We start from the raw sequence: 25,960 nt of genomic DNA on the forward strand, positions 1-25,960 counted from the left end.
AAGGGACTACACAGAAACCCCTGACTGCGACGGCTTCCGGTCCCTTTTGCTCTGAGCATAAAACGGCAGGTAAAGCAGAAAAAAGAGCAAGGCAGCCACACCTTCAAGCGAAAGGATATACCAGGGATAGGGACCGAGGTAATCCAGGAGGCTCGGATTGGCAGGCTTTTGCGAGACGAACATGTAATTGCCTCCGGTCACGCTGTTAGCAAGCAGTACGATGGGCAAAAGCAGATTTAAAACGCCGAGAGCTTTCCAATACGAGCGGATGGTGGGACGATACTCAGCCACCCATGTCATATACAGGCAAGCGAGAATAATGGCTGCGTGAGCCAGAAAAAAGTGAAAAAAACGAAAATGCGGAAACGGGTAGAACAGCTCGGGCGTCAGCATCGCCTGAAGGGCTCCCCCGAGACCGAGGAAATAGGTGAACTCATAAATTCGGTAGCTTTTGAACATCAGCATCGCGATGGAAAACAGCAAGGAAATGCTGCAGAGCTGCAAAGGCAGCGTATACGCGGCAGACCAGCTCCCTGTATAGACGTGCCACACCTGAAAGGCCGCTTCGGTGAAGAGCAGCAGTCCTGCCAGAGAATACCGTACCCGTTTTTCTGTATCAGATGTCCGCAATCGATCGCGAAGCAAATAGAGCGCAAGTACGGAAAGCACGAATAGAGCAAGTGCAACAAGGTGGGAGACCGAAAACAGCATAAAGGGCTCGCCTTGAATCGTATAGGACAAGAGATCGGACATGATGGATTTTCCCCCAAGCGAATCTGTTAGATAGGCTGCTTGCATGCTTTCGAGCAAATCAGCGAATAGAAGTATTATAGAAAGTTTTTCCTCTGTTTCCAATAGTAGATCATACGAAATGCTCAAATGGGAAGTGTGAAAAGCAGTAAAACAAACACTGCCTTGGCAAGCGGAAAAAAGATTGGCAGAATAGATACGAGAAAAAAGAAACGCCACATGTACACACCGGGAGGCTCAATGAAAACCGCTCTGTATCATATCGCGTATCAAATCGGAATGCATCCGGCCGAGATGGCCAAGCTGGTACGGGAAGGAGAAATAACGGGAGAAGTTCCCGGGAACAACCCGCAAGCCAGGGATGCATGGGTTGATCTGCATTCATTGCGAAATTATATTCAATGGCGACATGATCAAAACAGGCTCGATGAGATGGCCTATCTAAAGGCAATTCGTCACATTGACAAGGCGCTTCGGGGCTGATGGCCGACGGGGGGCTTTCTGGCGCTTGCGTATGCAGAAGGTTCCCATAGAGAATCGTCGGGACACGCTGCCTATCGTGCAAACAGAAAGGGGAATATGCAAGTGGATATCATCTATTGTCTGGTACCTAAATCCTATTGGGAAACATGGGAGGGAAAGGAGACATACCTCCCACGGGATTATGAGCAGGAAGGCTTCATCCATGCGACCAAGGGAGAGGAGCTCCTGGGCAAAGTCGCCAATCGCGTCTACAAGGATTTTACGGATGAGCTGTACGTATTGGTCATACAGGAGCAAAAGATTGCCTCGCCGGTCAAGTATGAACAAGCGAAGGATGGCCTGTTGTATCCGCATATATACGGTCCTCTGAACAAGGACGCGATCCTGGAAATTCGCGAGATGAAAAGGACAGACGGGAACTGGGGAGTAGCGGGGGTGGTTGGATAAGTGTTTCGGCAGATGCTGCGGTGAAGCCGTTGATGACTGTTTCGGAATCCGGCATGGACGCTGGACCGAGGCCCGCTGAATAGTCAGGAGACTGCATGGAAAGGGACACATGTATCTGTACATAAAGTGTCCCGTCCGGGCGCAAAATGGTAAGGACATGGAATCATACCTGCAAAGGAGTGTGCCGCATGGCCAAACCAGACAACCGCTCGGATAATGTTGAAAAGCTGCAAGAAATGATTCAAAACAGCATGGAGAACATGCGCGAGACACGCGATTATCTCAACGCGCACGGCGATGAGATTTCCGCGGAGGAAAAAGCGAACCTGCAGCAAAAAAACGAACGCAGGGAAGAGAGCATTGAAGACTTCCGCTCCGAAATAAAAGACGAGGCTTCGCAAATGGAATAAAAAACTTGCGCCTGCCGGACACTTCGGCAGGCGTTTTCGCGCAAGAATACATGAATTGTTTTGTGAAACATGATAATCTGTAGAGGAACAAATTCACAGTGAGGAGAACGACCATGAAAAGACCAGAAGATACACGTGTCGTCGTCGGCATGTCTGGAGGGGTCGATTCTTCCGTGACAGCATACCTGTTAAAGCAACAGGGGTATGATGTGATCGGCATCTTCATGAAAAACTGGGACGATACCGATGAATTCGGCCACTGCACAGCGGAAGAAGACTTTCAGGACGTGCGACGCGTTTGCGACCAGATCGGAATTCCGTACTATACGGTCAATTTCGAAAAAGAGTATATGGAAAAAGTCTTCCAGTATTTTCTCGATGAATACCGCCGCGGGCGGACACCCAATCCGGATGTCATGTGCAACAGGGAAATCAAATTCGGCGAGCTGTTGACCAAGGTTATGGACTTGGGGGCAGATTACATTGCGACCGGGCATTACGCCCAGGTCAAATTCCAGGACGGCGAATACAAGCTGATCCGCGGAAAGGACACCAATAAAGACCAGACGTACTTTCTCAATGCGCTCAATCAGAAGCAGCTTTCCAAAACGATGTTTCCGATCGGCCATATGAGCAAGCCCGAGGTTCGGGAAATCGCCGTGAAGGCTGGCCTTGCGACAGCAAAGAAAAAAGACAGCACCGGTATCTGCTTTATCGGCGAGCGCAACTTCCGGGAATTTCTGCAAAACTACCTGCCGGCAAAGCCAGGCAATATCGAATCGGTTGACGGCGATGTTGTCGGGCGCCATGACGGGTTGATGTACTATACCCTCGGACAACGGCAAGGTCTTGGGATTGGCGGCGGCCATGGCAAGACAGGAGAACCGTGGTTTGTGGTGGATAAAGATTTGGAGCGGAATGTGCTGATCGTTGCAGAAGGGGCAGACCATCCGAGAATGTTCTCGACCAGTCTTGTTTCTACGGATGTGAACTGGATCAGCGATCGGAAGCCGATCTCGACATTCACCTGTACGGCAAAATTCCGTTACAGACAGCCTGATCAGCAGGTTACGGTGCACATCCGCGATGATCATACAGTAGAAGTTGTGTTTGACAAGCCGCAAAAAGCGGTTACTCCCGGACAAGCTGTGGTCTTTTACAACGGAGAAGAATGTTTGGGTGGAGGGACAATCGACAAGGTCACTCCGCTGGACACAGGGAAATAATTGAGGGATTGGGGAATCGGACGTGGAAGCGACAAAGAAATCAAAAGTCATGATCTTGATTTTTTTGGGAGGAGCAGTTTTGCTGGCCTTGCTCGCCTATTTCGGCATGTACTCCCTGGGCAAGGAGCATGTCGCTGTCATCAATGATGTCATCGAGGCAAAAGGCGGAAAGGTGCAGCACATTACGGTCGTTCCCAAGGATGAAAGTCCTTTTACGGAGAGCGGCAAGGGGAATACCATTTACAAAATTGATTTTGAAATAGAGGGAAAGACCCAAACGGCATGGTACCGCTCCGACAATCAATCCTCTATAATAAAAGAGAAAGAAGAGTGGATTTTTCCTGAGTAATGATGAGAGTAGGACGTGATAAGGACCATGTCGAACAGAGAAGACTTGCTTGAATTAGCCCGCCTGATACGCAGACTGGAAGCAGAGACGGAGAATGCGTCTATCTCCATTTTGTCCCACGAAAACAGGGACGAGATCGGGGGGGCCCTCACAGAAGGATTGGGAGGCTCGGCTGCTGTCCAGACAAGCTCTGGGGAATACGCAAATCACCTGGCGATTATCCGAATGGGCGCCAATAAGTATACGATTGCCCAGGATTGGCGAGAGGTGTACATCAGCGAGATCAATTATTGTCCCTGCCGGATACCTCCCGGCTCCCACGGCCTGCTGGTGTACCATATCGACTACCCGGGAGTCATCTACGACGTTTCGCGGATTTTGGCCGATAATCAAATCAACATCTCGAAGCTGAACGTCTCACGGGAACAAAAGGGGAAAAATGCTCTGCTCGTTTCCATAACCGATGAAGAGATCTCCTCGGAAGTAGCAGCGGCGATCGAAACACTGCCGCAGATCGCAAAAGTGTTTTCGCTGAAATAAGTGAATGTTGGCCCTGTCGTGGTATGGCAGGGCCTTTGTTTTTCTTAAAATAGCGCCGCGGAAGTTACGACTGCCAACGACCGCCAATGACCGATAAAAGAACCGTCTGGAGATGTGGGTGGTTTTCCCTCCTTTGTGATAAAATGGGTGCAGCAAGGAGGGGTCGGGTTGTTTTTTATAGGAGTAATGGCCGCCTTAATCTGCCTGATTACGGGTGTCGGGCTGCTCGTAAATCATGTTGTCGCGTGGGGAGTCGTTTTCATCGTTGCCGGGATTGGACTGATCGTTTTTCTGCTGGTGGCCTATCCGGCCAAACGCAAAAAGTGTTCGTCCTGGGATTGCGGCTTTGTCGACTGCGGGGCGGGCTCCATACCGGATTGTGACTGTTTGCCGGACTGCGGCTGCGGAGCGGGGACGCCATGAAGGAAGGGTTGTTCGCCAGGATCAGATCCCTGTCCTTTATTCCATGCCATCGGATGCCTTCCCGGTCGCTGGTTGTCAGAGGGAAGCGGCTTCCGCTATGTGCCCGCTGCAGCGCCATATTGACTGGGTATTCAGCATTGCCGCTGTTATTGCTCCTTCCTTTGACAATTCCTTGGTTCGCAGGCGTCCTGCTGCAGGTGCCAATGCTGATCGACGGCTGTACACAGTATTGGAAGTGGCGGGAGAGCAACAATGTTCTGCGAGTGGTCACCGGATTACTCAGTGGAATGGGCCAGTCCGTATTTGTGGCAGGAGTCTCGCGCATCTTGCTGGAGTGGCTGCTGCTGAGGCTGTCCTAACTGGTGGGAAGCTTCTACTCCGACCGCAGATGACAGGCAAGCTGAATCTTTAGTTTATCTTCGGGCTGCTTGAGATCAATGGCAAGCAGCTCTTCAATTTTTCTCAGCCGCTGATACAGCGTATTGATATGGATATGGAGCTGCTTGGCCGTGAGATGGGCGGACTGGTGGCAATGGACATAGACGAGCAAGGTTTTCTCAAGATCACTATATTTTTCCTTTTTCTCCCACAATGGTTGAAAGACACTGCGGACAAAAGCTTCCTGGTCCTCCGGCGACTGGTGAATCAGCAGCTGGTTTACGCCCAAATCCCCATAGCGAACGACTCCATGGCGGTTCCGGTTCTGCAAATACCGGACCGCTTTTTTGGCTTCCCCGAAGCTAAGCGGCGGATAGATGCGGCTGAGCTGGCGAATCGTCGTCATCTCCCTCGTGGTGTACACAGGAACATTTCTGTTCGCCACGCTTTTTGCCGAAATCATTTTCCGGATTCAAGGGAAGTTTTGAGCCGTTCGGTCCCCTGGATTCCATTCTCAGCACTTGACATCGCTCTCGCCCAAATTCTAGGATAGTACTACCGAATGAAGAAGAAACGGGGAAGAGCATGTGCAAGAGCTGACAGTAAACGACATCGCGGATTTGGAAGACCCCGGCAAGGGCAATCCGGCAGTGGTTTTCATCTACACCCCTTTTTGCGGAACGTGCAAGCTGGGGGAGAAAATGCTTGAAATTGTCGAGCAGACGATTCCCGGATTGCTGATCTATCGCTTTAACATAAATACCGGGCCCCAGTTTGCGCAAAAGTGGGAGATTGCCAGTGTCCCGGGGCTCCTCATTTTTCGCCACGGACGTATTGTTGAGAAGCATTTCGCCTTTCAATCTGTCGATTTTTTATATCGGACCCTGAAAAGGTTCTTCTAGACATACACCTATTTCCTTCACGTTGAATACATGAAAGAGAGAGACAAAACGTGAAGGAGGAGAAGCATGCAGATCCATGTAGTAGAGCGGGGACAAACCTTGAATGCGATCGCGGAGAGGTATGATTCGACTGCGCAAGCCATTGCCAGTGCCAATCAAATACCCGAGCCGGATCGGCTGGTCGTCGGACAGGCGCTGGTCATCCCCATTGTGGGCAGTTACTACTGGGTACGGCCGGGGGATACACTGTATACGATCGGGCAGCGTTTTGGAATCAGTGCAGCCCAACTGGCGCGTATAAACCGGATTTCCCTGTACCGCCCGATAGAAGTGGGGCTCCGCTTGTACATCCCTCCGCGGCCTCGGCGTGCGGCCGATTTTAACGCCTATGCAGAGCCGAGAAGAACGGTGACTCCGGCCCTGGAGGCGGATATACGGACAGCTGCCCCCCATTTGACGTATCTGGCGCCCTTCAGCTTCAGGATAAATCGGGACGGCACTTTGACACCGCCCCCTCTGGGTGATTTGCGTCAGATCGCCCAGGAAAATGAGGTCGTCCTCATGATGGTGATTACCAACCTGGAGAGAGGTCAGTTCAGCTCCGAGCTGGGAAGCCTGGTGTTAAACGATATGAACGTCCAAAATCGCCTGTTGGACAACATTATCACAACTGCCACTGACCTCGGGTTTGGCGATATCCATTTTGACATGGAGGCGTTGCCCGCAGCCGACAGAGAAGCATATGCGCGTTTTCTCCGCCGTGCCCGTGAGCGGGCAAGAAGAAACGGCCTGATGATGTCAGTCGCGGTAGCGCCCAAGACAAGCGCCGAACAGCAAGGCAAATGGTATGCGGCTCACGACTACCGGGCGATCGGGGAAATTGCTGACTTCGTGGTTATCATGACGTATGAATGGGGATACAGCGGCGGTCCTCCGATGGCTGTATCGCCGATCGGCCCAGTCCGGCGAGTGCTCGAATACGCGATCACAGAGATGCCTGCCAGCAAAATTATGATGGGGCAAAATCTTTACGGGTACGACTGGACATTGCCTTATGAGCCCGGAACGACTGCTCGTGCCCTGAGTCCGCAAGCTGCTGTCGCGCTCGCCCAGCGGGAGCAGGTGCCGATCCAATACGACAGCAGAGCGCAGGCGCCGTTTTTTGAGTACACAGATGACCAAGGAAGGCGTCATCGCGTCTGGTTTGAAGATGCCCGTTCGATTCAGGCCAAGTTCAACCTGGTCAAGGAGCTCGGTCTGCGAGGCGTCAGCTATTGGAGACTGGGACTGCCTTTCCCGCAAAACTGGCTGCTGATCGAGGAGAACTTCCGCGTCAGAAAGCGTCGATAACCATAGGAAAGCGTACAGTCCGGTAAGCCTGTACGCTTTTTTTCTGCTCGCCAAACATGGTATGATGAATCAAAAAGAACGAGGAGGGAGATCATGGGAGAGTGCAGACTGGATCATAGTACAGAAGACGTCCGCAACAAGCTGGCCGAGCAAACGCCTTTTTTGCCGCCGGCACTGGCCGCGTAGCTGAACGGGCTTTTGACGGAGACGCTTTCTCAGGAAACCTTGAACGAGCTGTTTCACCTTTTAAAGAAATACGATTTGGCGACGCCCGAAGAGCGTATTCAACGTGAGGAAAAAATGGCAAAGCTGGTAAGGGAATAGCAAAAAAAGGGAATCGCAAGCAGCCTATTCGATTGGTTTGCGACCGGCAAACCCTTCTGTGATGCCGTGATAATACGCAATGCTTGGCTCTCCCTGCTTCCAGCAGAGGAGAACTTCTTTTCCGTCGATGACAGCGGGGAAATCGAACAGCCCGATGTCGATGTCCTTTACCTCTATGCCTTTCTCTATGAGCTGGTTGATATGCATCTGCGCCTCCAGCTCCATAAACTCCAGGCGGCATTCCAGCGTAAAGACTTCTTGCTCATCGGGAGGCTGCCGCTTTTTGGCCTGCTGCAGTTCTTGGTAGGTTTGATAAAAGAGGCGCTTCGTTTCTTGCAAAAAGGAGAGCTCTTCGCGTACATATGGCAGCAGTTGATTCGCCTGTTCGACCGTGAACAATTTTTTAGCCAAGTGTAACACCTCCAGGACCCATTATACAGGGAACCAGTCAGGGAGGAAATGGATGGATCGGCTGTTTATTGCAGGTGATTGGAAAGGGGTACCTATGAACGACAGGTTGTACTATCAAGATGTTGATTTGCAGACGTTTGAGGCAGATGTGATCAAACGCGGCGTGGAAGCGGACGGAACAGCATACGTAGTGTTGAACCAGACGGCGTTTTATCCGACAGGCGGAGGACAGCCTTGTGATACGGGAACCATTGAAGGGGTTGCCGTCACGGACGTAGAGGAAGTCGACGGGGAGATCAGGCATCGCCTCGAAGCGCCGCTTCCGGAACATACGCAGCGGGTAACGGGCAGGATCGATTGGGATCGGCGTTTTGACCATATGCAGCAGCATACGGGACAGCATATCCTGTCCGCGACGTTCATCAAGCTCGCAGATGCCCAGACAGTAGCCTTCCACCTCGGACGCGATCACGTGACGATTGATGTTGCGCTGAGCGAGCTTACGCCAGAGCTGATTGAAAAAGCGGAGCGTCAGGCAAACCAGGTGGTACTGGAAAATCGTCCGATCGACGCTCGTTTTGTTACGGCCGAAGAGCTGGAACAGCTGCCGCTCACCAAGCAGCCTACGGTATCCGAGAATATCCGGGTCGTCATCATCCCGGATTACGACTACAATCCATGCGGTGGGACACACCCGAAAACTACGGGAGAAGTCGGTCCGATCAAAATCATCGGTTGGGAACGCCACAGAGGCAATATACGCATTCAATTTCTGTGCGGCTGGCGGGCACTCGCGGACTACACGCGCAAGCAGCACTTGCTGCAGGACCTCACCCGGATGATGACGACGAGCGAAGCGGAAATCGCCGATATGCTGCAGCGTCTGCTGGCTGAAAAAGAGGCCTTGAAGGATTTGCTTCAGCAAAAAGAAACAGAGCTGTTGACATATGAAGCAGCCAGGTATTTGAAAGAAGCAGCCGAGCTGGGGAACGCCCGTGTCGTCCAGGCCTCTTTCACGGGCAGAAGCATGCAGGAATTGCAGCAGCTTGCCCGTACGCTCACCTCGCAGGATGAGCATGTCATCGCGCTTTTGGCGACAACAACGGACAAGCTGCAGCTCGTTTTTGCCCGGGGTGGACAGGTGGCGGCTCCGATGAACCAGCTGCTGAAGGAGACGCTGCCGTTGATCGATGGAAAGGGCGGCGGCAACCCGGCGATGGCCCAGGGCGGAGGGGCTCCGACGGTGGCTGCGGACGCCGTGCTGGATCATGCGCGCGGTTTGCTTGAGGTGTAAAACATGACCCGTGGCAGTCGCAGTCAGTCTGTCCAATCAGGCTGCGACCGCCCTTAGGGAAACGAAGGAGGAGAGTCAGATGAATGCATGGATTCCGGGAGATCTGGTCCGGGTCGGGTACAAGACGGGAGAATATCTGACAGAGGTTGTAGAAAATCACGGCGATAAATTGCTGGTCAAAATTATGGCTGTTACGAAATACCCGACGCAGGGCGATTTGCACAATCCGCTTGAGGTGGACGTTCCCTTGTTTCACCAAAGACCGGCTCTCTCCTACCTGGAAAAAATCATGGTTCCGGCTGCGAGCGTGATCCGGTTCAACGGCACTTTGCCCGACTACAAGGAATCGCTCAAAGCCGCTTTGGAGAGGGAAATGGAAAAGCTGCGCAAAACGTCAAAATGGGCGGAGCGCTGCCTGGTCGAACTGGAGATTCTGTACAAGGAAAGCTTTACAAACCCGAAATAGAGTGATACTGTAATAATCGAATTGAATATCCACGCGCAATACCAAACGGGGGTCGAGCAAAATCGGCTGAGATTGTAACGAATGCGTTACTGACCGTTGAACCTGACCTGGGTCATGCCAGCGGAGGAAGAGGTATCAGCTCATCAGCGTGAACGCCGATGCTGTTTCCAAATGGTTTGGAACGACATTTAGGCATATGCAGATAAGCACAACCACAACCATCCGAGGCGGATGGTTTTTTTACTGTCTGCCCCTGATGCACCGTATTCAAACGGCTTCTTCCGTCTGTTCTCTCCATGACACAGGCGAAATGAAGCCGTTTTTTTTCTGGGACCGGCCAGAACATGCTGCGCCGAAGAAGGAGGGGGAACATGCTGGTACAGTTGAATGGCAAGAATGTAGAGCTCGCTGCCGAAATCACGACTGTCCGTGAACTGCTGCAGTCCTACCAACTGCAGGAGAAGATCGTGATCGTGGAGCGTAACGGAGAGATTGTGGATCGCACCCGTTATGAAGAGACACCGGTCGCAGATGGGGACCGGATTGAAATTGTACATTTTGTCGGTGGAGGATGAATAAGATGGACACTTTGAAAATCGGACCGTATGAATTTCGTTCGCGGCTGCTTCTGGGGACGGGAAAATTCCCTGATCTGGACATACAAGACAAAGCGGTGGCAGCATCAGAGGCAGAAATTCTGACTTTTGCCATTCGCCGCCTAAATCTGGAAAACCCGCATGAACCGAATTTTCTGGAGAAATTGGATCTGAAAAAGTTTACGCTGCTTCCGAATACGGCGGGTGCCTATACGGCTGAGGAGGCTGTGCGAATTGCCCGCCTGGCGAAAGCATCCGGCTTGTGCGACATGATCAAGGTGGAAGTCATCGGCGATCCGAAAACGCTGCTGCCAGATCCGATCGGTACGCTGGAAGCCTCCCGCATTTTGGTAGAGGAAGGCTTTATCGTGCTTACCTATACGAATGACGACCCGATTTTGGCCAAACATCTGCAGGAGGCCGGCGTTCACGCTGTCATGCCGGGAGCTTCTCCGATCGGATCGGGTCAGGGCATTATCAACGAGAATAACCTGCGGTTCATCATCGAGGATGCCAAAGTACCGGTCATTGTTGACGCCGGCATCGGTTCTCCCGCCGACTGTGCGAAGGCGATGGAGCTGGGAGCGGACGGTGTCCTGCTCAATACAGCGGTCGCGCTGGCGGACAATCCGGTGTTGATGGCGGAGGCGATGAAGCTGGGCGTGGAAGCGGGAAGGAAAGGCTTCCTTGCCGGACGGATCGCGAAAAAACGGTATGCATCGGCGAGCAGTCCGACTGAAGGGATGATCGAGTAGGTGGAGCACGTACTAGCAGCGATTGAGGAGCGTAGAGAGGAGCTGTTTTCGCTTCTCTCCGAGCTGATCGCCCAGCCGACGGTAAGCCCTCCCGCCCGCAACAGCGACAAGGCGCAGACGCTGGTGGCAGAGAAGCTGCAAGCGCTCGGCTTCGAGGTCGACCGCTGGACCGTTTTTCCAGGCGATGACAACGTCGTGGGGGTAAAGAAGGGAACGGACTTTAGAAACTACAAAAGCTTGATCATCAACGGCCATATCGACGTAGCTGAGGTCGGAGACGACAGCGGCTGGACGTATCCGCCTTTTGCCTTGACCAAAGGGTGGGACGGCAGATGGTACGGGCGCGGCGTCGCCGATATGAAAGGGGCGCTCGCTGCCAGCTTGTTCGCGGTGCAGGTGCTGCATGAGTACGGCATAGAGTTGAAAGGCGATCTCGCTTTTCAGTCTGTGATCGGTGAAGAAGCTGGGGAAGCCGGCACGCTTGCTGCGATTGAGCGCGGCTACTCGGCCGATTACGCGCTTGTCGTAGACACAAGCGATCTGCAGATGCAAGGCCAGGGCGGAGTGATCACTGGCTGGATTACGATTGAAAGCCCGGTTACGCTCCATGACGGGATGCGCAGCAGGATCATTCACGCAGGCGGTAAAGTCCACGGGGCATCTGCGATTGAGAAAATGATGAAGGTGATCGCCTCGCTTCAAGATTTGGAGCGGCACTGGGCCGTGATGAAATCATACCCCGGTTTTCCGCCAGGCATGAGCACGATCAATCCTGCCGTCATCGAAGGCGGACGCCATGCCGCTTTTCTCGCGGATCGCTGCGCACTCTGGATTACCGTTCACTTTTATCCGGACGAGACGCATGAGGATATCATACGGGAAGTAGAGGACCATGTCCGCAGAGCCGCCGCCGCTGATCCGTGGCTGCGGGATCATCCGCCCGTTTTTCGCTGGGGAGGCCGCTCCATGATCGAGGAGCGGGGAGAGATCTTTCCGTCATTGGAGCTGGACAAGGAGCATCCGGCCCTGCTCAAGCTGCAGGCTGCATTTGAAAAGCAAACGGGACGCCCGGCGGTGGTAAACATGTCTCCTTCGGTCACGGATGCAGGATGGTTTGCCCACGCCGGCATACCAGCCGTCATCTTTGGCCCGGGTGAGCTGAGTCATGCTCATGCTGTGAATGAATCCGTTGATCCGAAGCAGTTGGTTGTCTTTGCACAAACAGTTGCCCGGTTCCTCGTGGACTGGTGCAACACGAAAAGGGAGTGAGTGGACTTGTCGACATTTACGCATCGTTTGCGGGAAAAGGTTGCTCCGATCTGGGAGCGGACCCATCGTCACCCGTTTGTCACAGGCTTGGGAGATGGAAGTCTGCCTGTGGAGTCCTTCCGTTTTTACATGAAGCAGGACTACGTCTATTTGATCGAATACGCCAAAATGTTTGCCATCGCCAGTACAAAAGCCCATGATCTGGCGACGAGCGCGCGGTTTGCTTCGCTGCAGGAAGCGACGCTCAATTTCGAAATGGCCTTGCATCGTCAGTATGCCGAACGCTTTGGCATCACGCGCGAGGAGCTGGAGCAGACCAAACCGTCGTTTGTGATGCTTGCCTACACGAGCTATATGCTGAAGGTAGCTCATCAGGGCTCGCTAGCCGAGCTGGTCAGCGCGGTACTGCCGTGCGCCTGGAGCTACTGGGAAATCGGCAAGCGGCTCGCCGAGGTAGAGGGAGCGCTTGAGCATGAATGGTACGGGGAGTGGGTGCGTACGTACAGCTCCGACGAGTTTGGACAGCTGGCGCAGTGGCTGATCGACCTGATGGATGAGCTCGCTGAAGGAAAATCAGAGAAAGAGCTGGCGATTCTGGAGGAGCATTTCCTGAACACGTCCCGCATGGAGTATTTGTTCTGGGAAATGGCTTACACGGAGGAAATGTGGCCGTGCGAGAAAAACTAGCCTTTTCGGGCGTCGGCTTTTCGTATGGGGAAAAGCCGATACTGGACGGATTCGATCTGCAGCTAAGCAAGGGCGAGCTGGTCAGTCTGATCGGGCCGAGCGGGATTGGGAAAAGCACCTTGTTTCAATTGGCGGCGGGACTGCTGCAGCCAGACACAGGGACGATCCGTCTGGATGGAAAATCAACGGCAGAACGTCTCGGGCGTGTAGGCTACATGCCGCAGCGAGATTTGCTGATGCCGTGGCGGACTGTAGCTGAAAATGCCGGTTTGCCGCTCGAAATACAAGGTTTTTCCAAAAGTGAAATACGCGAGCGTATTGCGGAAGAGCTTCCCCGCTTTGGCCTGGCCGAATGGAAGGACGCCCATCCAGATGAGCTCTCTGGCGGGATGCGTCAGCGCGTTTCTTTCCTGAGAGCCCTGATGACCGGAGCGGACCTGCTGCTCCTGGACGAGCCGTTTAGCGCACTGGATGGGATTACGCGGATGGAAATGCAGGAATGGCTGCTCTCGATGTGGCAGCAGACCGGGAGCACGATGCTCCTTATTACCCATGATATCGATGAGGCGATTTTGCTGGCGGACCGGGTAGTCGTTCTCCTGGGCAGTCCGATCCGGCAGCCGGTAGAGCTGCAGGTTTCTGTTCCCCGTCCGCGAACGTTGGCCAGTCGCAATGATCCGGAATTTCACGCTCTGCGGGGAGAAATCTGGGAGCTGCTGCGAGGCCATGGTGCCGCGAATGGGGAGGTGAGCGAAGCGTGAAGGAGTCTTTGAAAAAGGGGCTATGGTTTTTCGTCTCCGTCATCTCGCTTCTCATCGCCTGGGAGGCTGCTTGCCGACTGCTTGCCGTTCCAGCCTTCATTTTGCCGCCGCCGAGCACGGTTCTCCTCTCTCTGTGGGATTTGCGGGAACAGCTGCTAGGACAGCATCTGTGGGCGACGCTCAGGGAAGTCGGACTGGGACTTTTCATCTCCATCCTGTTCGGGGTCTCGCTTGCACTGGTCATGACGCTCAGCAAAACAGTCGAGCGTCTGGTGTATCCCTACATTGTCATTTCGCAAACGATACCCATCATCGCGCTGTCACCCGTTTTCATTTTGTGGTTTGGCTATGATTTGACGGGAAAAATCGCGGTGACGATCCTGTTTACCTTCTTTCCCATCGTCGTTAGCACGTACGATGGTCTGAAGGCCTGCGACCGGGAAATGATGAATTTGCTGCGTACGATGGGAGCGAACAAATGGCAGTTGTTCAGCAAGCTTCAGCTCCCGGCCAGTCTGCCCCATTTCTTTAGCGGCTTAAAGGTGGCGGCTACCTACAGCGTGTCGGGTGCCACCATCGGTGAATGGCTTGGGGCGAGCGAAGGTCTCGGCTATTTCGGCCGGCGGGCTTCGGGAAACTTCCAGGCGCCAGCCTTGTTTGCTTCCGTTCTTTTGTTATCCATACTTGGTATGCTGCTCTTCTGGCTGGCAGGAAGGCTGGAGCTGTGGGCTTCCCCTCAGACGCGAAACAGAAAAGATAAAAAACGATAGGATAGGTAGGAGAGAATCATGAACAAATGGACGAAAACGCTTTTGACGCTTTCTCTGGCTGCGAGTCTGGCAGCGTGTGGCGCACAGAGCGAAAATCAGGAGAAGCCAGATGCTGCTAAATCGGCTGCGGGCACTGAGCCGACAGAGTTGACCATTGCGCTCGACTGGTACCCCAACGCTGTACACTCGTTTCTCTACGCTGCAGAAGAACAAGGCTATTTCAAGGAAGAAAATCTGAAGGTCAATCTGCAAATGCCTTCCGATACCAATGATCCACTGCGGATGGCTGCTGCCGGGAAGGTCGATATGGCAATCAGCTATCAGCCCCAGGTTGTGCAAGCCCGCTCGGAAGACATAAAGGTCGTCTCCATTGCTGCGCTGGTCCGTCACCCGCTGAACGTGATCATGACGCGAAAAGACAGCGGTCTGGATTCACCGGAAAAGCTTGTCGGGAAAAATATCGGCTATCCTTCCGTTCCGCTGGACGAGTCGATCGTCCGTACAGTGGTGAAGCAAGCGGGGGCAGACGACTCCGGCCTGTCCTTTACCGACATCGGATTTGACATCATACCCGCATTGACCGCGAAAAAGGTGGATGCTGTAGTCGGCGGCTACATCAATCACGAGCAAGTCCTCTTGGAAAAGCACGGCGTTCCCGTTAACGTGATCAAGCCGAGTGACTTTGGAGTGCCTGATTATTATGAGCTGGTCTTGGCTGCCAGCGATGAAACGGCAGCCAAGAAGAAGGATGCGCTGGCGGCATTCCTCCGTGCAGCCGCCAAAGGCCAGGCGTACGTAAAGGAAAACAAGGAGAAGGCGTTGAAATCTCTGTTGGCCAAGCAAGCACAGGAGTTCCCGTTGGAGGAGGATGTGGAAACGAAAAGTCTGGACATCCTGCTGCCTTTGATGGATGCAGGCAGTGAACCGTTTGGCACACAGACGGCTGAATCCTGGCAGACACTGATCGATTGGATGAAACAGGAAAAACTGATCACAAAAGATGTCAAACCGGAAGAAGTCATGATCAATCTGAATAAATAATGACAAATGCCAAAACTCTCCTCGGGAGAGTTTTGTTTTTATACAAGGGGTTTTATAATAGAAAGGGAATTCAGGCTAAGGAGACGACTTATGAGCAATCGTGAAGATCGGAATAATAAGCTGGTCATCTGGGTCTTTGTTGGCAGTGTTCTCGTTTGTACGCTGTCGGTAGCGATTTATATGTATCTGGTTGTAACCAAATAATAGCGGATCGCTCCCTTCCCCCGCTGTTGAAAATAAAGCCACTGAACGCATCATGCGCAGTGGCTTTTTGCTTTCCGCTCTTATGCTACCGGCGGACGAGACGGTAATGCTTCTTTAGCTTCTGCACGGTTTGGTGCCAGCTAAAAGAGGTCGAGACTCTCCGTCGCGCGTTGAGAACGATCCGCTTACGCAATTCCGGGTCGCTGTACAGGAGATCAATCGCGGTTGCAAATGCCTCGGGACTTTGGAAGCGATCCACCAAAAGACCGCTATGCCCGTCCCTGATTACTTCCCGAATTCCCCCGCGGTTGGACGCTACTACGGGTATACCGGAGGCCATCGCTTCCGAGTTGACCGTGGCGAAGCCCTCCCGGAACAGCGTAGGGCAGACAAAAACATCGCCAAGCTGAAACATTTCATGGATGCGCGAGGGTGGAATGTAACCGGTAAAACGGATCGGAACCCCAAGGAGCTCTGACAATTGCCGAACCTGGCGCATATAGGGTGTTTGGCTGCTGACTCCCGGCCAGGAAGCCCCTACAGCGACGAGCTTGGCGTGAGGAATCCGTTCTTTCAGGAGGGAAACGGCACGGACAAGCGTATGCAATCCTTTTCCACGGACAATGCGGCCGACAAAGAGGATGTTGTAGGTATCGGCAAGTTCCCAGCGGCTGCGCAGCTCCATTTTGGCAGAGGCCGACCATGGGCGAAATTTGGAGGTGTCCACCCCCAGTATGGCTGTTCGAAATTTGCGGGCATGGCGAGGATAACGGTGCTGCATGGTCCTTGTGACAAAGGAGACAACCGAAGTCACACCGTTTACTTGGCGAAGAATCCGGTCCGCTTGGCTGCGGGAGAGGCTGGACATGAATGTGAGTGAATGAAGCGACAGGATGATTGCAGTTCGTGGAAACTGGCGGCGGACATGTGAAACGAAACGAGGACGATTTTCGATTTGGATAATGTCAAACGATTGGCCGGCTACCTTTTTCAAGGCAGAATGTATATAGCGCCGCCTGTCCCCGTGGGGAATGCGAATAATGGTAAGCCGACCGTTCTGGTAGCGGCTGACAGAGGGCAGCCTCGGATGGGCACGGCTGATCATGACCACCTGATCGGTACGTGCCATCCGCTTGAAAATGTTGTACGTGCAGGTTTCAACAGAGCCGCCTTTGATTGGCGGTACAGGCAGCTGCTCTGGCAAGATCACCAATATGCGCAAGCCCTGCATACCTCCCCGATTCGGATATATCAATAACAGCCGTATATCCTATTCGGAGCACACGGAACAACTCACGGACATATCACCCGTTTTTGAAGGGGAGACAGCCTATTTGGCAAGAGGAGGTCTGGTGGTGTCCTATCCCCAAGTCCATAATTACAGCAACAATGGGCGGAAATTCATCTGCCGGATGATCTGCGGACACTTCTGATTTTATCCGCTACATCGCGGATCGATAACTGATTCAGTTCCGGAAACCCTTGCCCGCGCAAACTGACGGTCTTGCCATCGTAAAGCGGATAGACTCCCTGCCACAGCCCCACAATGCTGTACATGTCAGTCCGGTTCACTTTTTTCAGAAACAAAAGGTACTGTCCCTCTCCAAGCGGACCAGGGTATTGAAGGTTTGCGGGATCAGAGGCATCAGGGAGAGGCTCGACGCCGGTACTGAGGAGCTTCACCCGACGAGATGCGGAACCGTGGAGCGTGCGTTCAATCTGGACGTCTTGCACATAATTCACCAATTGACCAGCGGAAATGCGCTTCGCTGTCGGGTACTTTTGGTGGCGGGCATCTGTCAGTCCAACCACGATCAGATCACAGTGCAGGATCAATTCCTTCCAGTCTTTCATCCGGGTTTGATCTACCTGCAAGTCGGCAATTTCCGGGGTTGCCGACACAGGCATGGCAATGAAGATGAAGACCAGCAGGAGCAGGGTTCCTTTTTTCCACATAGAAGAAACCTCCTAAATTATGTAAAAATCCTTTTTAGTATGATCGACAAGCCAGCCCTTATTCTGGAGAAAAAGAAAAAACGGGGCTTCTTTCATACATATTATTGTGGTAATATTCCGAAAATGGATGCAAAGTGATAAGATAATGGGGACTGCTTCTAGAATCGGCACCATGGCAACAGAATAGGACAAGGAGGGTATTATGAAACGACTGCTCAAACGCACTGGCTGCTGGATTATGCTCATGCTGCTCGTCTTTCAGTTGGCAGCGGTTCCCGCCCTGGCTCAGGACACGACAAGTACCTCGGAAGCGCTTGCAGCAAATATCGAGCAGGCGATATCCGAGCTGGACAAAGACCCCAACAGCATCGGCTTGCACGCGGGAATAGCGGTATATGATTTGACAGATGAAAAAGCCTTGTACGGGCATAACGCGGACAGAACGTATGTGCCTGCCTCCAACATGAAGCTGTTTACCACTATTGCCGGTTTAGACAAGCTGGGACCGGATTATCAGTGGAAAACAGAGGTGTACGCCACAGGTAAGGTAAGTGGCGGCGGGGTTTTAAACGGAGATTTGATCCTGAAGGGCTTCGGTGATCCCAGTCTCACTGTCGCAGATCTGCAAGCCATCGCGGCTGCCCTGAAAGAAAAAGGGATCAAGCAGGTAAACGGAAAATTGCTGGTGGATGAAAGCTATTTTGACCCGACTCGGCTTGGCTACGGCTGGATGTGGGATGATGAGGTGTATGGGTACAGCGCCCAGCTAAGCGCCTTGGCAGTACATAAAAACATGCTGACGATCACGGTGGAGCCAGGGAAAAAAGCGGGAGACACGCCGGTCCTCACCATGGAGCCAGCCACCGAGTATGTGCAGGTCGTAAATCAATTGCAGACGGTTGCCGGCAAGGACAGTGATATTTCCGTCCAGCGTCCGCGCGGCAAAAACACGATCATCTTCAGCGGAACGATTGGTGTAGAGGCAGCTCCTTATCAAGAGGATGTCACGATGGAGGACCCTGCCCTGTACGTTGCGGACATTTGGAAGCAGCGTTTGACCGCGAGCGGCATCAAGCTTCACCCGCAGGCAAGCGTGGAGAAAACGACGCTTTCCACTGGCACTCCTTTGTATACGCATCTGTCCAAGCCTTTCTCCGAGATTTTGGTGGAGCTAAACAAGGACAGCGACAATTTTTATGCCGAAATGCTCCTCAAGACACTTGGAGCAACAGAAAAGGGGGAGGGATCGGCGGAAGCGGGCAGCGAGGTGGTCGCGGACGTATTGAAACGAGCCGGTGTCGAGGCCGGGTATGTGCAAAAGGACGGCTCCGGACTTTCCCGTTTTAACTGGATCACGGCAAATCAAATGGTGAAATTGCTTACGTTTGTGCAGGATCAGGAATACAGGGATGCACTGGAGAAGTCACTGCCAATAGCAGGTGTCGACGGAACCTTGAAAAATCGCTTGAAAGGCACACCGGCAGAAAAGATGGTCATCGCGAAAACGGGCTCCATGGGCGGCGTGAACAGCTTGTCCGGATACGCCACTGCGAAAAATGGAAACAAGCTCGCTTTCTCCATCTTGATCAACGGGATTTACAAATCCAAATATGCGCGGGATTTGCAGGACAAGGTAGCGGTACTGCTGGCCTCCTATCCGGACATCAAGGCTCCTGACGGGTACAAACCGGCAGTGCCTGACGCCTACAAGCTTTCCGCATTGCTTGACCCGATCGCCGAGGAAGCGGATGCATCCGGGATTACTGCAGGGATTGTCGTCAAGGCTTTGGATCAGGAGCAGGGGGAAGCGATCTGGTATGAGCACGAGGCAGACACGCTGTTGACCCCGGCTTCCAATCTCAAGCTGCTGACGACAGCGACAGCACTGGCACAGCTTGGCAAAGACTATCAGTTCAAAACAGAAATGTACGGATCCACTCCGCTTCCGAAAAACGGGGTGTACCAAGGCGATCTCTACCTCAAGGGCTACGGCGATCCGACTCTTCATACAGAAGACAATCTGAAGGTGCAAGAGGGCGTATCGATGGAGGAAATCGCTGCCTGGCTGAAGGAACAGGGAATCAAACGGATCAACGGCAATCTCATTCTCGACGAGAGCTACTTTGATCAAGAGCGCCTTGGCCTTGGCTGGTCGTGGGACGATGAAAGCTACTACTACAATCCGCTGTTGGGTGCGTTGGCATTGAACCGCGGAACAGTCATGATCGAATTCCAGCCAGCCGTTCGCGCGGGTGACCCGGTACCAATCAACCTGCTGCCCAAAACGAAGTATGTAAATGTGATAAACGAGGCAAAAACGGTGAACTCCGGTCAGGAAAACACCTTTGCCATCGAAAGGGACCGCGGGACCAACACGATCCGGGTGACGGGCAATCTTCCTTTGGGGACGGCTCCCGATTACGAGCGCGTTCCTGTTGAAGATCCGGCATTGTATGCAGGGACTGTGCTTCGAGAGACACTCGAAAACGCGGGAATCTCCTTCTCGGGGAACAGCACGGTCAGCGTCGGAACAGTGCCCCAACAGGCAGTCAAATGGACCGAGTTCACTTCCGAGCCGTTATCGGAGATCGTTTCCTATCTGAACAAGAAGAGCGACAACTTTTATGCGGAAATGCTGTTGAAGACACTGGGAGCGGTGAAACGGGGGGAAGGAAGCTCGTCAGCAGGCGTGGAGGTCGTACAGGAGACTCTTTCGACATTGGGGGTTGAAACGAACTTTGACATGGTTGACGGCTCCGGTTTGACACGCTACAATCTGATCTCCGCCCGCCATATCGCAGATGTTCTGGAGGGGATGACGAAGCATGCTGCCTATCAGGAATACCTCGACTCTCTCCCGATAGCCGGCGTAGATGGTACGCTGAAAAATCGCATGAAGGGAACGGCCGCCGAAAACAATGCCCGTGCAAAAACGGGAACACTGACTGGAGTGAGCAGTCTGTCCGGCTATGTCCAAACGAAGGACGGACAAAAGCTCGTCTTCTCCATCGTGATAAACGGATACGCACCCAAGAGCGAGTATATGACGGCGATCCAGGATCGGATCGTGTCAGCACTTGCCTCCTATGAGGACAAATAAGCTCCAAACCAGCCCGTTCATGGGCTGGTTTTTTGCTGTTTCGCAAATAGGCCTATGCCGTGCCGGGCTGCATTCGGTTGTCATATCTATATTCAGACTGGGCAGGGCCAGAATGAAACCGAAGCAAAGAGAGGGCGTGGGAGTGGTGTGTCCGAATCGATACGATTGGAAACGGTTAGAGCAGTTTGCAACAGCGATTTTTGTTCGGGCGGGAGTTTCCACGCGGGATGCGGAGACTGTCGCCCGTTCGCTCGTCCACGCCGACCTGCGCGGTGTCCACTCTCACGGACTTGCGCGCATGCCTGTTTATGTGGAACGGATTTCAGCCGGATTGATCGATGTCAGCAAGGCTCCCGTCATTTTGAGAAAAGCGGGGGCCACGGCTGTCGTCGACGGAATGAACCATTTGGGAGCGGTTGTCGGAGAGGCCGCTTTGCAGACAGCTATCGAAATAGCCGGGAAGAATGGAACGGCCATCGTCGGGGTCAGGTGTTCCAACCACTTTGGAGCCTGTTCTTACTATGCTGAACAAGCGATTCAAAAAGGGATGATTCTCTTCGTCATGTCCAACGCTCCACATACGATGGCTCCGACTGGAGGAATTCGCCCTTTTTTTGGCTCCAATCCGATTGCAGCAGGCATTCCGGCGGGTTCAGCCCCTCCATTCCTGCTCGATATGGCGACAACGGTAGCTGCTCGCGGGAAAATTGCTCTGGCGCGGAAAAAGGGCGAAGCCATTCCCAAGGGCTGGGCGATCGATGAACGTGGACGGGATACGACAGACCCGGCAGAGGCCTTGCGCGGAGCGCTTCTTCCCATCGGTGGCGCCAAGGGTTATGGCATCGCCATGTTCGTTGATATTTTATGCGGCCTTTTGGCGGGGGCGGGATATGGTCCGGGTGTGCACAGCTTGTACGATAACGATGAGCATCCGCAAAATGTAGGGCATTTTTTTTGGGCCCTTCAAATTGAGAGCTTCATGCCGCTGCCCCTCTTTCAACAAAGGATGGATCAGTATATTCAGCAGATCAAAGCGGAGCCCAAGGCGGAAGGAAGAGAGGAGATTCTGATTCCCGGCGAATGGGAGTGGCGAACGGCAAAAGAAAGGCAGGTCAGCGGAGTTCCGCTCCCCGACACAGTCGTTTGTGAGCTTGCGGCGCTTGGCAGTACATGGGGTGTCGAGCTGGAAGACGCACGCATCCAATAACAAGGACAAAAGGTCCCTCATAGACTGGTGTCAGTGGTGTTTGGAAAGGAGATGCCGGATGCAAAGACATATGTGCAAAGGAAAGATTCATAGGGCAACCGTTACACAGGCAGAGCTTGATTATGTCGGGAGCATTACGATTGACAGCTTGCTCATGAAGGAAGCAAACATCCTGCCTTACGAGATCGTGCAAATCACGAGCCTACGCAACGCTACCCGCTGGAAAACCTACGCACTCCCTGCACCTGAAGGCTCCGGGAAAATATGCCTGAACGGTCCGCCTGCCCATTTATTTCAGCCGGGGGACATTGTCATCATACTGAGCATGGGCATGTATACGGAAGAAGAAGCCAGCCAGCTAATTCCTCGTGTCGTGTTTGTCGATTCGGAAAATCGCATTACCAGGATCGAGGAACATCATCTTATTACGAATGGAGAGAATGCCACATAAAAGCGCCGAATGTTGGAAAATGGAGCAAACACCTGGTGATGAGACAGGATGAGCGTCTGTGGGAATTCCTCCCAGATACGGTCCTGTTTGAACCGGAGGCCCTTTGGAGGCATTTGGAAAAATATCGATCTGTCATATTAAAGCCTTCAGGTGGCGGCGGTGGAGCTGGGATAATCAAGGTTACATCTCTGGGCGATTCTCGTTACCAGGTTCATGCCGGAAACGGGCGCAGGGTTGTCAAAGGGGAGGAGGCAACGGTCAAGTATGTACGTTCCTTGTTCAGGCCGAAGCCATACTTGATCCAGCCGTATCTTCGCCTGGGGAGGATCAACGGACGTCCCTTTGATATAAGGGTGATGATCCAACGAACCAAAGGAAGGCCCTGGGTCGTGACCGGGTTTCTCGCCAAGCTGGCAGGCCCGGGATTTATCGTCACAAACATCGCCCGAAGCAGAGGCAAAGTTTTGCCGCTGACGGTCGCTCTCGCCCAATCAAATGTCGATGTGTCCCCGGATTTGTTAGAGGAGATCAAATACGTGGCCCAGATGACTGGCGAATGCTTGGGAAAAAAATACCCCACTCTCAGGAAAGTTGGGCTCGACTTGGGGATTGATACAACTGGGAAACCGTGGATCATCGAAGCGAACTTTCGACCGTCGCTGTCGCTGTTCCGAAAGCTTCCAGACCTCCGGGCCTATCGACGAATCGTCAAGTTCAGCAGGTAGAAGCCGACCACTTGTCACTGCCACGGACAAGTGGTCGGCCTCTTTATTTAAGAAATAAACAGAACATTCAAGATTGTCATTTTAAAGAGGTCTTGGTTATAATGAGGAGTACATACAAAAACGGAATGCAATTCCGATATTCGGAACGGAGAGATCGCTTTGTCCGAAACCAATAAAACGGTTCTGAAAGCACTAGAGCTGCTTCAATTGTTTCTTGATCACCCACAGTTGACGCTGCAGGAGGCAGTCCATCTGTCCGGACAGCCCAAAACCTCTGTATACCGGATGCTGATGTCTCTGGAAGAGGGAGGCCTGCTGAAGCGGACGGATGTGGGAGCGTATGAATTGGGACTTGGGTTTCTGCAATACGGACAAGCTGTTTCAGAACGGATGGATATCCGCCGGGAAGCCCTGCCTGTCATGGTACGGTTAAACGAAGAAATTGGCGAAGCCGTCAACCTGATTATCCGGGACGGCGAAGAAGCAACTTATGTGGAAAAGGTAGACACCAAAGAGCCGATCCGGGTATACACAGCGATCGGACGGCGGGCTCCGCTGTACGCAGGGGCCTGTCCCCGAGTTCTGCTCGCTTTTTTGCCCGACGAAGAGCAGGAAAAATACTTGTCGCGTGTAAAGCTGCAGCCGGTCGCGGATTGTACGATTACCGACATCGACGTGCTTCGCCGTGTGCTGTCTGAGTCAAGGCAAAACGGTTATACTGTCAGCCACTCCGAACTGTACAACGATACGTCAGCGGTAGCCGCACCGATTTACGACCATAGCGGCAGTGTGATCGCAGGGATCAGTATTGTCGGGCCGACCAGCCGGTACAAGGAAGGACAGATACAGCTGTTGGCCCAAAAAGTAATCGAAGCCGCACAAGCCATATCAAGGAAGCTGGGCTGGAATGACAGAAGGTGCGGGAGGGGAGCCATGCAATGAAAGACATTCAAATGGAACCGATGGGAGATCAAGCCCTCATCATTCGCTTTGGCACAGTGATTGACCGGACAACTCACGAAAAGGTGAGACAATTTGCCGCATGGCTGGACCAGCATCCTGTTCCGGGAATGGTCGAATACATCCCTGCTTTTACGACCGTGACAATCTTTTACGATCCGGTATCGCTTTACGAACAGCGAAAAACGGATTTCTCCGCGAACGAACCGATCATTTCACCGTATGAAAAGCTGCGTTTGTTCCTCGAAGCCGCCTTGAAGCAATTATCGGATCAGCCGCCTGCCGCCGGAAATACCGTGGAGATACCTGTTCTCTACGGAGGTGAAATGGGTCCCGATCTTTCCGAGGTAGCCGCTTATCACCAGATGAGCGAGGAAGAAGTGATCCGGATTCATTCGGAGGGAGACTATCATGTATTCATGATCGGGTTTGCTCCGGGCTTCCCTTATATCGGCGGGTTGTCGGAAAAAATCGCTACCCCGCGCAAGACGAGCCCGCGGCTAAAAATCCCGAAAGGCTCGGTCGGCATCGCAGGCGAACAAACGGGAGTTTACTCGCTGGAAACGCCGGGAGGCTGGCAGATAATCGGGCGGACACCGATAAGCTTGTTCCGTCCGGAGCACAATCCCCCGAGTTATTTGAAGGCAGGAGATCGCGTGCGCTTTGTTCCGATCACGGCAGAAGAGTACGAAGCGTATAAGGAGGGGGAGGCATGAGTCTCAGAGTGATTCGTCCCGGACTGCTTACCACGGTGCAGGATGGAGGGAGAGTCGGCTTTCAGAAGCATGGCGTGATCGTCGGGGGCGTAATGGACAGGTTTGCACACAGGATGGCAAATTTGCTGGTTGGCAATGAAGGGTCAGAGGCCACCTTGGAGATGACGATGAAGGGCGATACGTGGGAAGTGACAGAAGATACGCTGCTCGCGATTTGCGGAGCAGACATGAAAGCGATTGCTGACGGCCAACCGCTGCCGCGATGGAAGCCTGTATGGGTCAAGGCTGGGACGGTCATACAGTTTGGCGTCAGCCAGCACGGGGCCAGAACATATGTAGCGATAGCAGGAGGCTTTCAAATCCCGCTCGTAATGAACAGCCGGTCTACGTATGTCAGAGCAGGAATAGGCGGTTATGAAGGGCGGGCATTGCAAAAGGGAGACGAACTGAAAGCAGATAAGCCCGGACCGCAAGCCAAGAAGCTGTACGATTTTTTGCGAAAACAAGCCCGGGTGGCTTCCTTTTATGCGCCGGATTGGGGGATTGCCTCGGAACTCATGCCCCGCTACCACGAGCAGCCTATCGTCCGCGTCGTGAAAGGGAATCAATTTGACTGGTTTACCAGGGAGAGCCGGGAAGCGTTTTTCCAGCAAGCTTATCGCGTAAGTCCCCAATCGGATCGCATGGGCTATCGCCTGGATGGTCCCCTTCTGGAGCGGATTGACAAGAGCAGAGAGCTCGTTTCCGAAGCAGTTACGTTCGGTACTGTGCAGGTTCCGGCTGAAGGCAATCCGATCGTTCTGTTGGCAGACAGGCAAACGACCGGGGGCTACCCCAAGATTGCCCAGATTATCAGTGTCGATCTGCCGTTGATCGTTCAAACAAAGCCCGGGGATGCGATCCGTTTCCGGGAGGTTGGCCATCAGGAGGCCGAGCGGCTTTTGATTGAGCGGGAACAGCTAATCCGCCAGGCGCGGCTGGGCATGCAACTGAAATATGAGTAGGAGGC

Annotated in this window: 31 protein-coding genes and 1 riboswitch; of the genes, 26 read left to right on the forward strand and 5 right to left on the reverse strand. The window is 53.2% G+C overall.

Annotated features, from left to right (window positions below):
- Nucleotides 1–6: 6 nt before the first annotated feature.
- The gene (locus V5G20_RS13605) at nt 7–756 is read right to left on the reverse strand and encodes a TIGR02206 family membrane protein (protein WP_422388002.1); all 750 of its coding nucleotides are present in this window, start codon (nt 754–756) and stop codon (nt 7–9) included.
- Between the two features lie 234 nt (nt 757–990).
- On the opposite strand from V5G20_RS13605, the gene V5G20_RS13610 reads away from it, so the two are divergent.
- The 8 genes from V5G20_RS13610 to V5G20_RS13645 all read left to right on the forward strand — a co-directional run bounded on the left by V5G20_RS13610 (nt 991) and on the right by V5G20_RS13645 (nt 4,987).
- Entirely contained in the window at nt 991–1,233 is a 243-nt protein-coding gene (locus tag V5G20_RS13610) for a hypothetical protein (protein ID WP_003390513.1), read from the forward strand.
- 96 nt (nt 1,234–1,329) lie between these two features.
- The gene (locus V5G20_RS13615) at nt 1,330–1,680 is read left to right on the forward strand and encodes a DUF952 domain-containing protein (RefSeq protein ID WP_338460871.1); all 351 of its coding nucleotides are present in this window, start codon (nt 1,330–1,332) and stop codon (nt 1,678–1,680) included.
- 188 nt (nt 1,681–1,868) lie between these two features.
- On the forward strand, nt 1,869–2,090 hold the full coding sequence (gene tlp / locus V5G20_RS13620) for a small acid-soluble spore protein Tlp (RefSeq protein WP_003390511.1): 222 nt from the start codon (nt 1,869–1,871) through the stop codon (nt 2,088–2,090).
- A 113-nt stretch (nt 2,091–2,203) separates the two neighbouring features.
- A complete protein-coding gene (gene mnmA / locus V5G20_RS13625; protein WP_003390510.1) occupies nt 2,204–3,316 on the forward strand; it encodes a tRNA 2-thiouridine(34) synthase MnmA in 1,113 nt (370 codons plus the stop codon).
- Nucleotides 3,317–3,338: 22 nt separating this feature from the next.
- Nucleotides 3,339–3,665 carry a hypothetical protein gene (locus V5G20_RS13630; RefSeq protein WP_003390509.1) on the forward strand — a complete coding sequence of 109 codons (327 nt, stop codon included), beginning with the start codon at nt 3,339–3,341 and terminating at the stop codon, nt 3,663–3,665.
- Nucleotides 3,666–3,692: 27 nt separating this feature from the next.
- Nucleotides 3,693–4,205: an ACT domain-containing protein gene (locus tag V5G20_RS13635; RefSeq protein WP_039070320.1), complete on the forward strand. Its 513-nt coding sequence runs from the start codon at nt 3,693–3,695 to the stop codon at nt 4,203–4,205.
- 168 nt (nt 4,206–4,373) lie between these two features.
- Nucleotides 4,374–4,628: a hypothetical protein gene (locus V5G20_RS13640; protein ID WP_003390507.1), complete on the forward strand. Its 255-nt coding sequence runs from the start codon at nt 4,374–4,376 to the stop codon at nt 4,626–4,628.
- Nucleotides 4,625–4,987 carry a DUF2085 domain-containing protein gene (locus V5G20_RS13645; RefSeq protein WP_003390505.1) on the forward strand — a complete coding sequence of 121 codons (363 nt, stop codon included), beginning with the start codon at nt 4,625–4,627 and terminating at the stop codon, nt 4,985–4,987. The genes V5G20_RS13640 and V5G20_RS13645 overlap by 4 nt, the downstream gene beginning before the upstream one ends.
- A 14-nt stretch (nt 4,988–5,001) precedes the next feature.
- Here V5G20_RS13645 and V5G20_RS13650 read toward each other — a convergent pair whose 3' ends face one another.
- A complete protein-coding gene (locus V5G20_RS13650) occupies nt 5,002–5,430 on the reverse strand; it encodes a PucR family transcriptional regulator (RefSeq protein WP_338460872.1) in 429 nt (142 codons plus the stop codon).
- Between the two features lie 163 nt (nt 5,431–5,593).
- Between V5G20_RS13650 and V5G20_RS13655 the strand changes: the two genes are divergently transcribed.
- Complete coding sequence (locus V5G20_RS13655) at nt 5,594–5,908, forward strand: thioredoxin family protein (RefSeq protein ID WP_003390503.1); 315 nt, start codon at nt 5,594–5,596, stop codon at nt 5,906–5,908.
- A gap of 66 nt (nt 5,909–5,974) precedes the next feature.
- A complete protein-coding gene (locus V5G20_RS13660) occupies nt 5,975–7,258 on the forward strand; it encodes a glycosyl hydrolase family 18 protein (RefSeq protein WP_024983636.1) in 1,284 nt (427 codons plus the stop codon).
- 348 nt (nt 7,259–7,606) lie between these two features.
- Here the strand turns inward: V5G20_RS13660 and V5G20_RS13670 are convergent, their stop codons facing one another.
- Nucleotides 7,607–7,993, reverse strand: coding sequence for a DUF2203 domain-containing protein (locus V5G20_RS13670; RefSeq protein ID WP_338460873.1), 387 nt, complete (start codon nt 7,991–7,993; stop codon nt 7,607–7,609).
- Between the two features lie 52 nt (nt 7,994–8,045).
- On the opposite strand from V5G20_RS13670, the gene V5G20_RS13675 reads away from it, so the two are divergent.
- The 9 genes from V5G20_RS13675 (at nt 8,046) to V5G20_RS13715 (ending at nt 15,632) form a co-directional block, all read left to right on the forward strand.
- The gene (locus tag V5G20_RS13675) at nt 8,046–9,287 is read left to right on the forward strand and encodes an alanyl-tRNA editing protein (protein ID WP_338460874.1); all 1,242 of its coding nucleotides are present in this window, start codon (nt 8,046–8,048) and stop codon (nt 9,285–9,287) included.
- 79 nt (nt 9,288–9,366) lie between these two features.
- Nucleotides 9,367–9,753, forward strand: a complete 387-nt coding sequence (locus V5G20_RS13680) for a kinase-associated lipoprotein B (protein WP_338460875.1) — start codon at nt 9,367–9,369, stop codon at nt 9,751–9,753.
- Between the two features lie 35 nt (nt 9,754–9,788).
- A riboswitch (TPP riboswitch) is annotated at nt 9,789–9,899 on the forward strand.
- 225 nt (nt 9,900–10,124) lie between these two features.
- Nucleotides 10,125–10,328: a sulfur carrier protein ThiS gene (gene thiS / locus V5G20_RS13685; RefSeq protein ID WP_003390495.1), complete on the forward strand. Its 204-nt coding sequence runs from the start codon at nt 10,125–10,127 to the stop codon at nt 10,326–10,328.
- A 5-nt stretch (nt 10,329–10,333) separates the two neighbouring features.
- Nucleotides 10,334–11,104, forward strand: coding sequence for a thiazole synthase (locus V5G20_RS13690; RefSeq protein WP_024983633.1), 771 nt, complete (start codon nt 10,334–10,336; stop codon nt 11,102–11,104).
- The gene (locus tag V5G20_RS13695; protein WP_338460877.1) at nt 11,105–12,373 is read left to right on the forward strand and encodes an acetylornithine deacetylase; all 1,269 of its coding nucleotides are present in this window, start codon (nt 11,105–11,107) and stop codon (nt 12,371–12,373) included.
- A 6-nt stretch (nt 12,374–12,379) separates the two neighbouring features.
- The gene (gene tenA / locus V5G20_RS13700) at nt 12,380–13,060 is read left to right on the forward strand and encodes a thiaminase II (RefSeq protein ID WP_003390492.1); all 681 of its coding nucleotides are present in this window, start codon (nt 12,380–12,382) and stop codon (nt 13,058–13,060) included.
- The gene (locus tag V5G20_RS13705; RefSeq protein ID WP_024983631.1) at nt 13,045–13,821 is read left to right on the forward strand and encodes an ABC transporter ATP-binding protein; all 777 of its coding nucleotides are present in this window, start codon (nt 13,045–13,047) and stop codon (nt 13,819–13,821) included. The genes tenA and V5G20_RS13705 overlap by 16 nt, the downstream gene beginning before the upstream one ends.
- A gap of 8 nt (nt 13,822–13,829) precedes the next feature.
- On the forward strand, nt 13,830–14,591 hold the full coding sequence (locus tag V5G20_RS13710; protein ID WP_024983630.1) for an ABC transporter permease: 762 nt from the start codon (nt 13,830–13,832) through the stop codon (nt 14,589–14,591).
- Nucleotides 14,592–14,609: 18 nt separating this feature from the next.
- Entirely contained in the window at nt 14,610–15,632 is a 1,023-nt protein-coding gene (locus V5G20_RS13715; RefSeq protein ID WP_031933063.1) for an ABC transporter substrate-binding protein, read from the forward strand.
- Between the two features lie 289 nt (nt 15,633–15,921).
- Here the strand turns inward: V5G20_RS13715 and V5G20_RS13720 are convergent, their stop codons facing one another.
- Complete coding sequence (locus V5G20_RS13720) at nt 15,922–17,067, reverse strand: glycosyltransferase family 4 protein (protein ID WP_024983628.1); 1,146 nt, start codon at nt 17,065–17,067, stop codon at nt 15,922–15,924.
- A gap of 170 nt (nt 17,068–17,237) precedes the next feature.
- Entirely contained in the window at nt 17,238–17,792 is a 555-nt protein-coding gene (locus V5G20_RS13725) for a hypothetical protein (RefSeq protein WP_003390487.1), read from the reverse strand.
- 202 nt (nt 17,793–17,994) lie between these two features.
- Here V5G20_RS13725 and dacB point away from each other — a divergent pair, with 202 nt between their 5' ends.
- From dacB to V5G20_RS13760, 7 genes are all read left to right on the forward strand, one after another.
- A complete protein-coding gene (gene dacB, locus V5G20_RS13730; RefSeq protein ID WP_338460882.1) occupies nt 17,995–20,892 on the forward strand; it encodes a D-alanyl-D-alanine carboxypeptidase/D-alanyl-D-alanine endopeptidase in 2,898 nt (965 codons plus the stop codon).
- Between the two features lie 112 nt (nt 20,893–21,004).
- Complete coding sequence (locus V5G20_RS13735; RefSeq protein WP_338460884.1) at nt 21,005–22,099, forward strand: Ldh family oxidoreductase; 1,095 nt, start codon at nt 21,005–21,007, stop codon at nt 22,097–22,099.
- A 58-nt stretch (nt 22,100–22,157) separates the two neighbouring features.
- Entirely contained in the window at nt 22,158–22,550 is a 393-nt protein-coding gene (gene panD / locus V5G20_RS13740; RefSeq protein WP_003390483.1) for an aspartate 1-decarboxylase, read from the forward strand.
- 38 nt (nt 22,551–22,588) lie between these two features.
- Nucleotides 22,589–23,275, forward strand: coding sequence for a YheC/YheD family protein (locus tag V5G20_RS13745; RefSeq protein WP_024983624.1), 687 nt, complete (start codon nt 22,589–22,591; stop codon nt 23,273–23,275).
- A 159-nt stretch (nt 23,276–23,434) separates the two neighbouring features.
- Nucleotides 23,435–24,217, forward strand: coding sequence for an IclR family transcriptional regulator (locus V5G20_RS13750; RefSeq protein ID WP_003390480.1), 783 nt, complete (start codon nt 23,435–23,437; stop codon nt 24,215–24,217).
- Nucleotides 24,214–24,951 (forward strand): 5-oxoprolinase subunit PxpB, encoded by a 738-nt coding sequence (gene pxpB, locus V5G20_RS13755; RefSeq protein ID WP_003390479.1) that lies wholly within the window; start codon nt 24,214–24,216, stop codon nt 24,949–24,951. The genes V5G20_RS13750 and pxpB overlap by 4 nt, the downstream gene beginning before the upstream one ends.
- Entirely contained in the window at nt 24,948–25,955 is a 1,008-nt protein-coding gene (locus V5G20_RS13760; RefSeq protein ID WP_338460887.1) for a biotin-dependent carboxyltransferase family protein, read from the forward strand. The genes pxpB and V5G20_RS13760 overlap by 4 nt, the downstream gene beginning before the upstream one ends.
- Nucleotides 25,956–25,960 lie beyond the last annotated feature (5 nt).

Source organism: Brevibacillus borstelensis (genome assembly GCF_036700025.1).
In the GTDB taxonomy this organism is placed as follows: Bacteria; Bacillota; Bacilli; order Brevibacillales; family Brevibacillaceae; genus Brevibacillus; species Brevibacillus borstelensis.

Excerpts from the sequence above, each read along its gene's own strand:
- V5G20_RS13610 (WP_003390513.1), top strand. The coding sequence starts at position 991 with ATGAAAACCGCTCTGTATCATATCGCGTATCAAATCGGAATGCATCCG.
- V5G20_RS13615 (WP_338460871.1), top strand. The coding sequence starts at position 1,330 with ATGCAAGTGGATATCATCTATTGTCTGGTACCTAAATCCTATTGGGAA.
- tlp (WP_003390511.1), top strand. The coding sequence starts at position 1,869 with ATGGCCAAACCAGACAACCGCTCGGATAATGTTGAAAAGCTGCAAGAA.
- mnmA (WP_003390510.1), top strand. The coding sequence starts at position 2,204 with ATGAAAAGACCAGAAGATACACGTGTCGTCGTCGGCATGTCTGGAGGG.
- V5G20_RS13635 (WP_039070320.1), top strand. The coding sequence starts at position 3,693 with ATGTCGAACAGAGAAGACTTGCTTGAATTAGCCCGCCTGATACGCAGA.
- V5G20_RS13645 (WP_003390505.1), top strand. The coding sequence starts at position 4,625 with ATGAAGGAAGGGTTGTTCGCCAGGATCAGATCCCTGTCCTTTATTCCA.
- V5G20_RS13660 (WP_024983636.1), top strand. The coding sequence starts at position 5,975 with ATGCAGATCCATGTAGTAGAGCGGGGACAAACCTTGAATGCGATCGCG.
- V5G20_RS13675 (WP_338460874.1), top strand. The coding sequence starts at position 8,046 with ATGGATCGGCTGTTTATTGCAGGTGATTGGAAAGGGGTACCTATGAAC.
- V5G20_RS13680 (WP_338460875.1), top strand. The coding sequence starts at position 9,367 with ATGAATGCATGGATTCCGGGAGATCTGGTCCGGGTCGGGTACAAGACG.
- thiS (WP_003390495.1), top strand. The coding sequence starts at position 10,125 with ATGCTGGTACAGTTGAATGGCAAGAATGTAGAGCTCGCTGCCGAAATC.
- V5G20_RS13690 (WP_024983633.1), top strand. The coding sequence starts at position 10,334 with ATGGACACTTTGAAAATCGGACCGTATGAATTTCGTTCGCGGCTGCTT.
- V5G20_RS13715 (WP_031933063.1), top strand. The coding sequence starts at position 14,610 with ATGAACAAATGGACGAAAACGCTTTTGACGCTTTCTCTGGCTGCGAGT.
- V5G20_RS13720 (WP_024983628.1), bottom strand. The coding sequence starts at position 17,067 with ATGCAGGGCTTGCGCATATTGGTGATCTTGCCAGAGCAGCTGCCTGTA.
- V5G20_RS13725 (WP_003390487.1), bottom strand. The coding sequence starts at position 17,792 with ATGTGGAAAAAAGGAACCCTGCTCCTGCTGGTCTTCATCTTCATTGCC.
- dacB (WP_338460882.1), top strand. The coding sequence starts at position 17,995 with ATGAAACGACTGCTCAAACGCACTGGCTGCTGGATTATGCTCATGCTG.
- V5G20_RS13735 (WP_338460884.1), top strand. The coding sequence starts at position 21,005 with ATGAAACCGAAGCAAAGAGAGGGCGTGGGAGTGGTGTGTCCGAATCGA.
- panD (WP_003390483.1), top strand. The coding sequence starts at position 22,158 with ATGCAAAGACATATGTGCAAAGGAAAGATTCATAGGGCAACCGTTACA.
- V5G20_RS13745 (WP_024983624.1), top strand. The coding sequence starts at position 22,589 with ATGAGACAGGATGAGCGTCTGTGGGAATTCCTCCCAGATACGGTCCTG.
- pxpB (WP_003390479.1), top strand. The coding sequence starts at position 24,214 with ATGAAAGACATTCAAATGGAACCGATGGGAGATCAAGCCCTCATCATT.
- V5G20_RS13760 (WP_338460887.1), top strand. The coding sequence starts at position 24,948 with ATGAGTCTCAGAGTGATTCGTCCCGGACTGCTTACCACGGTGCAGGAT.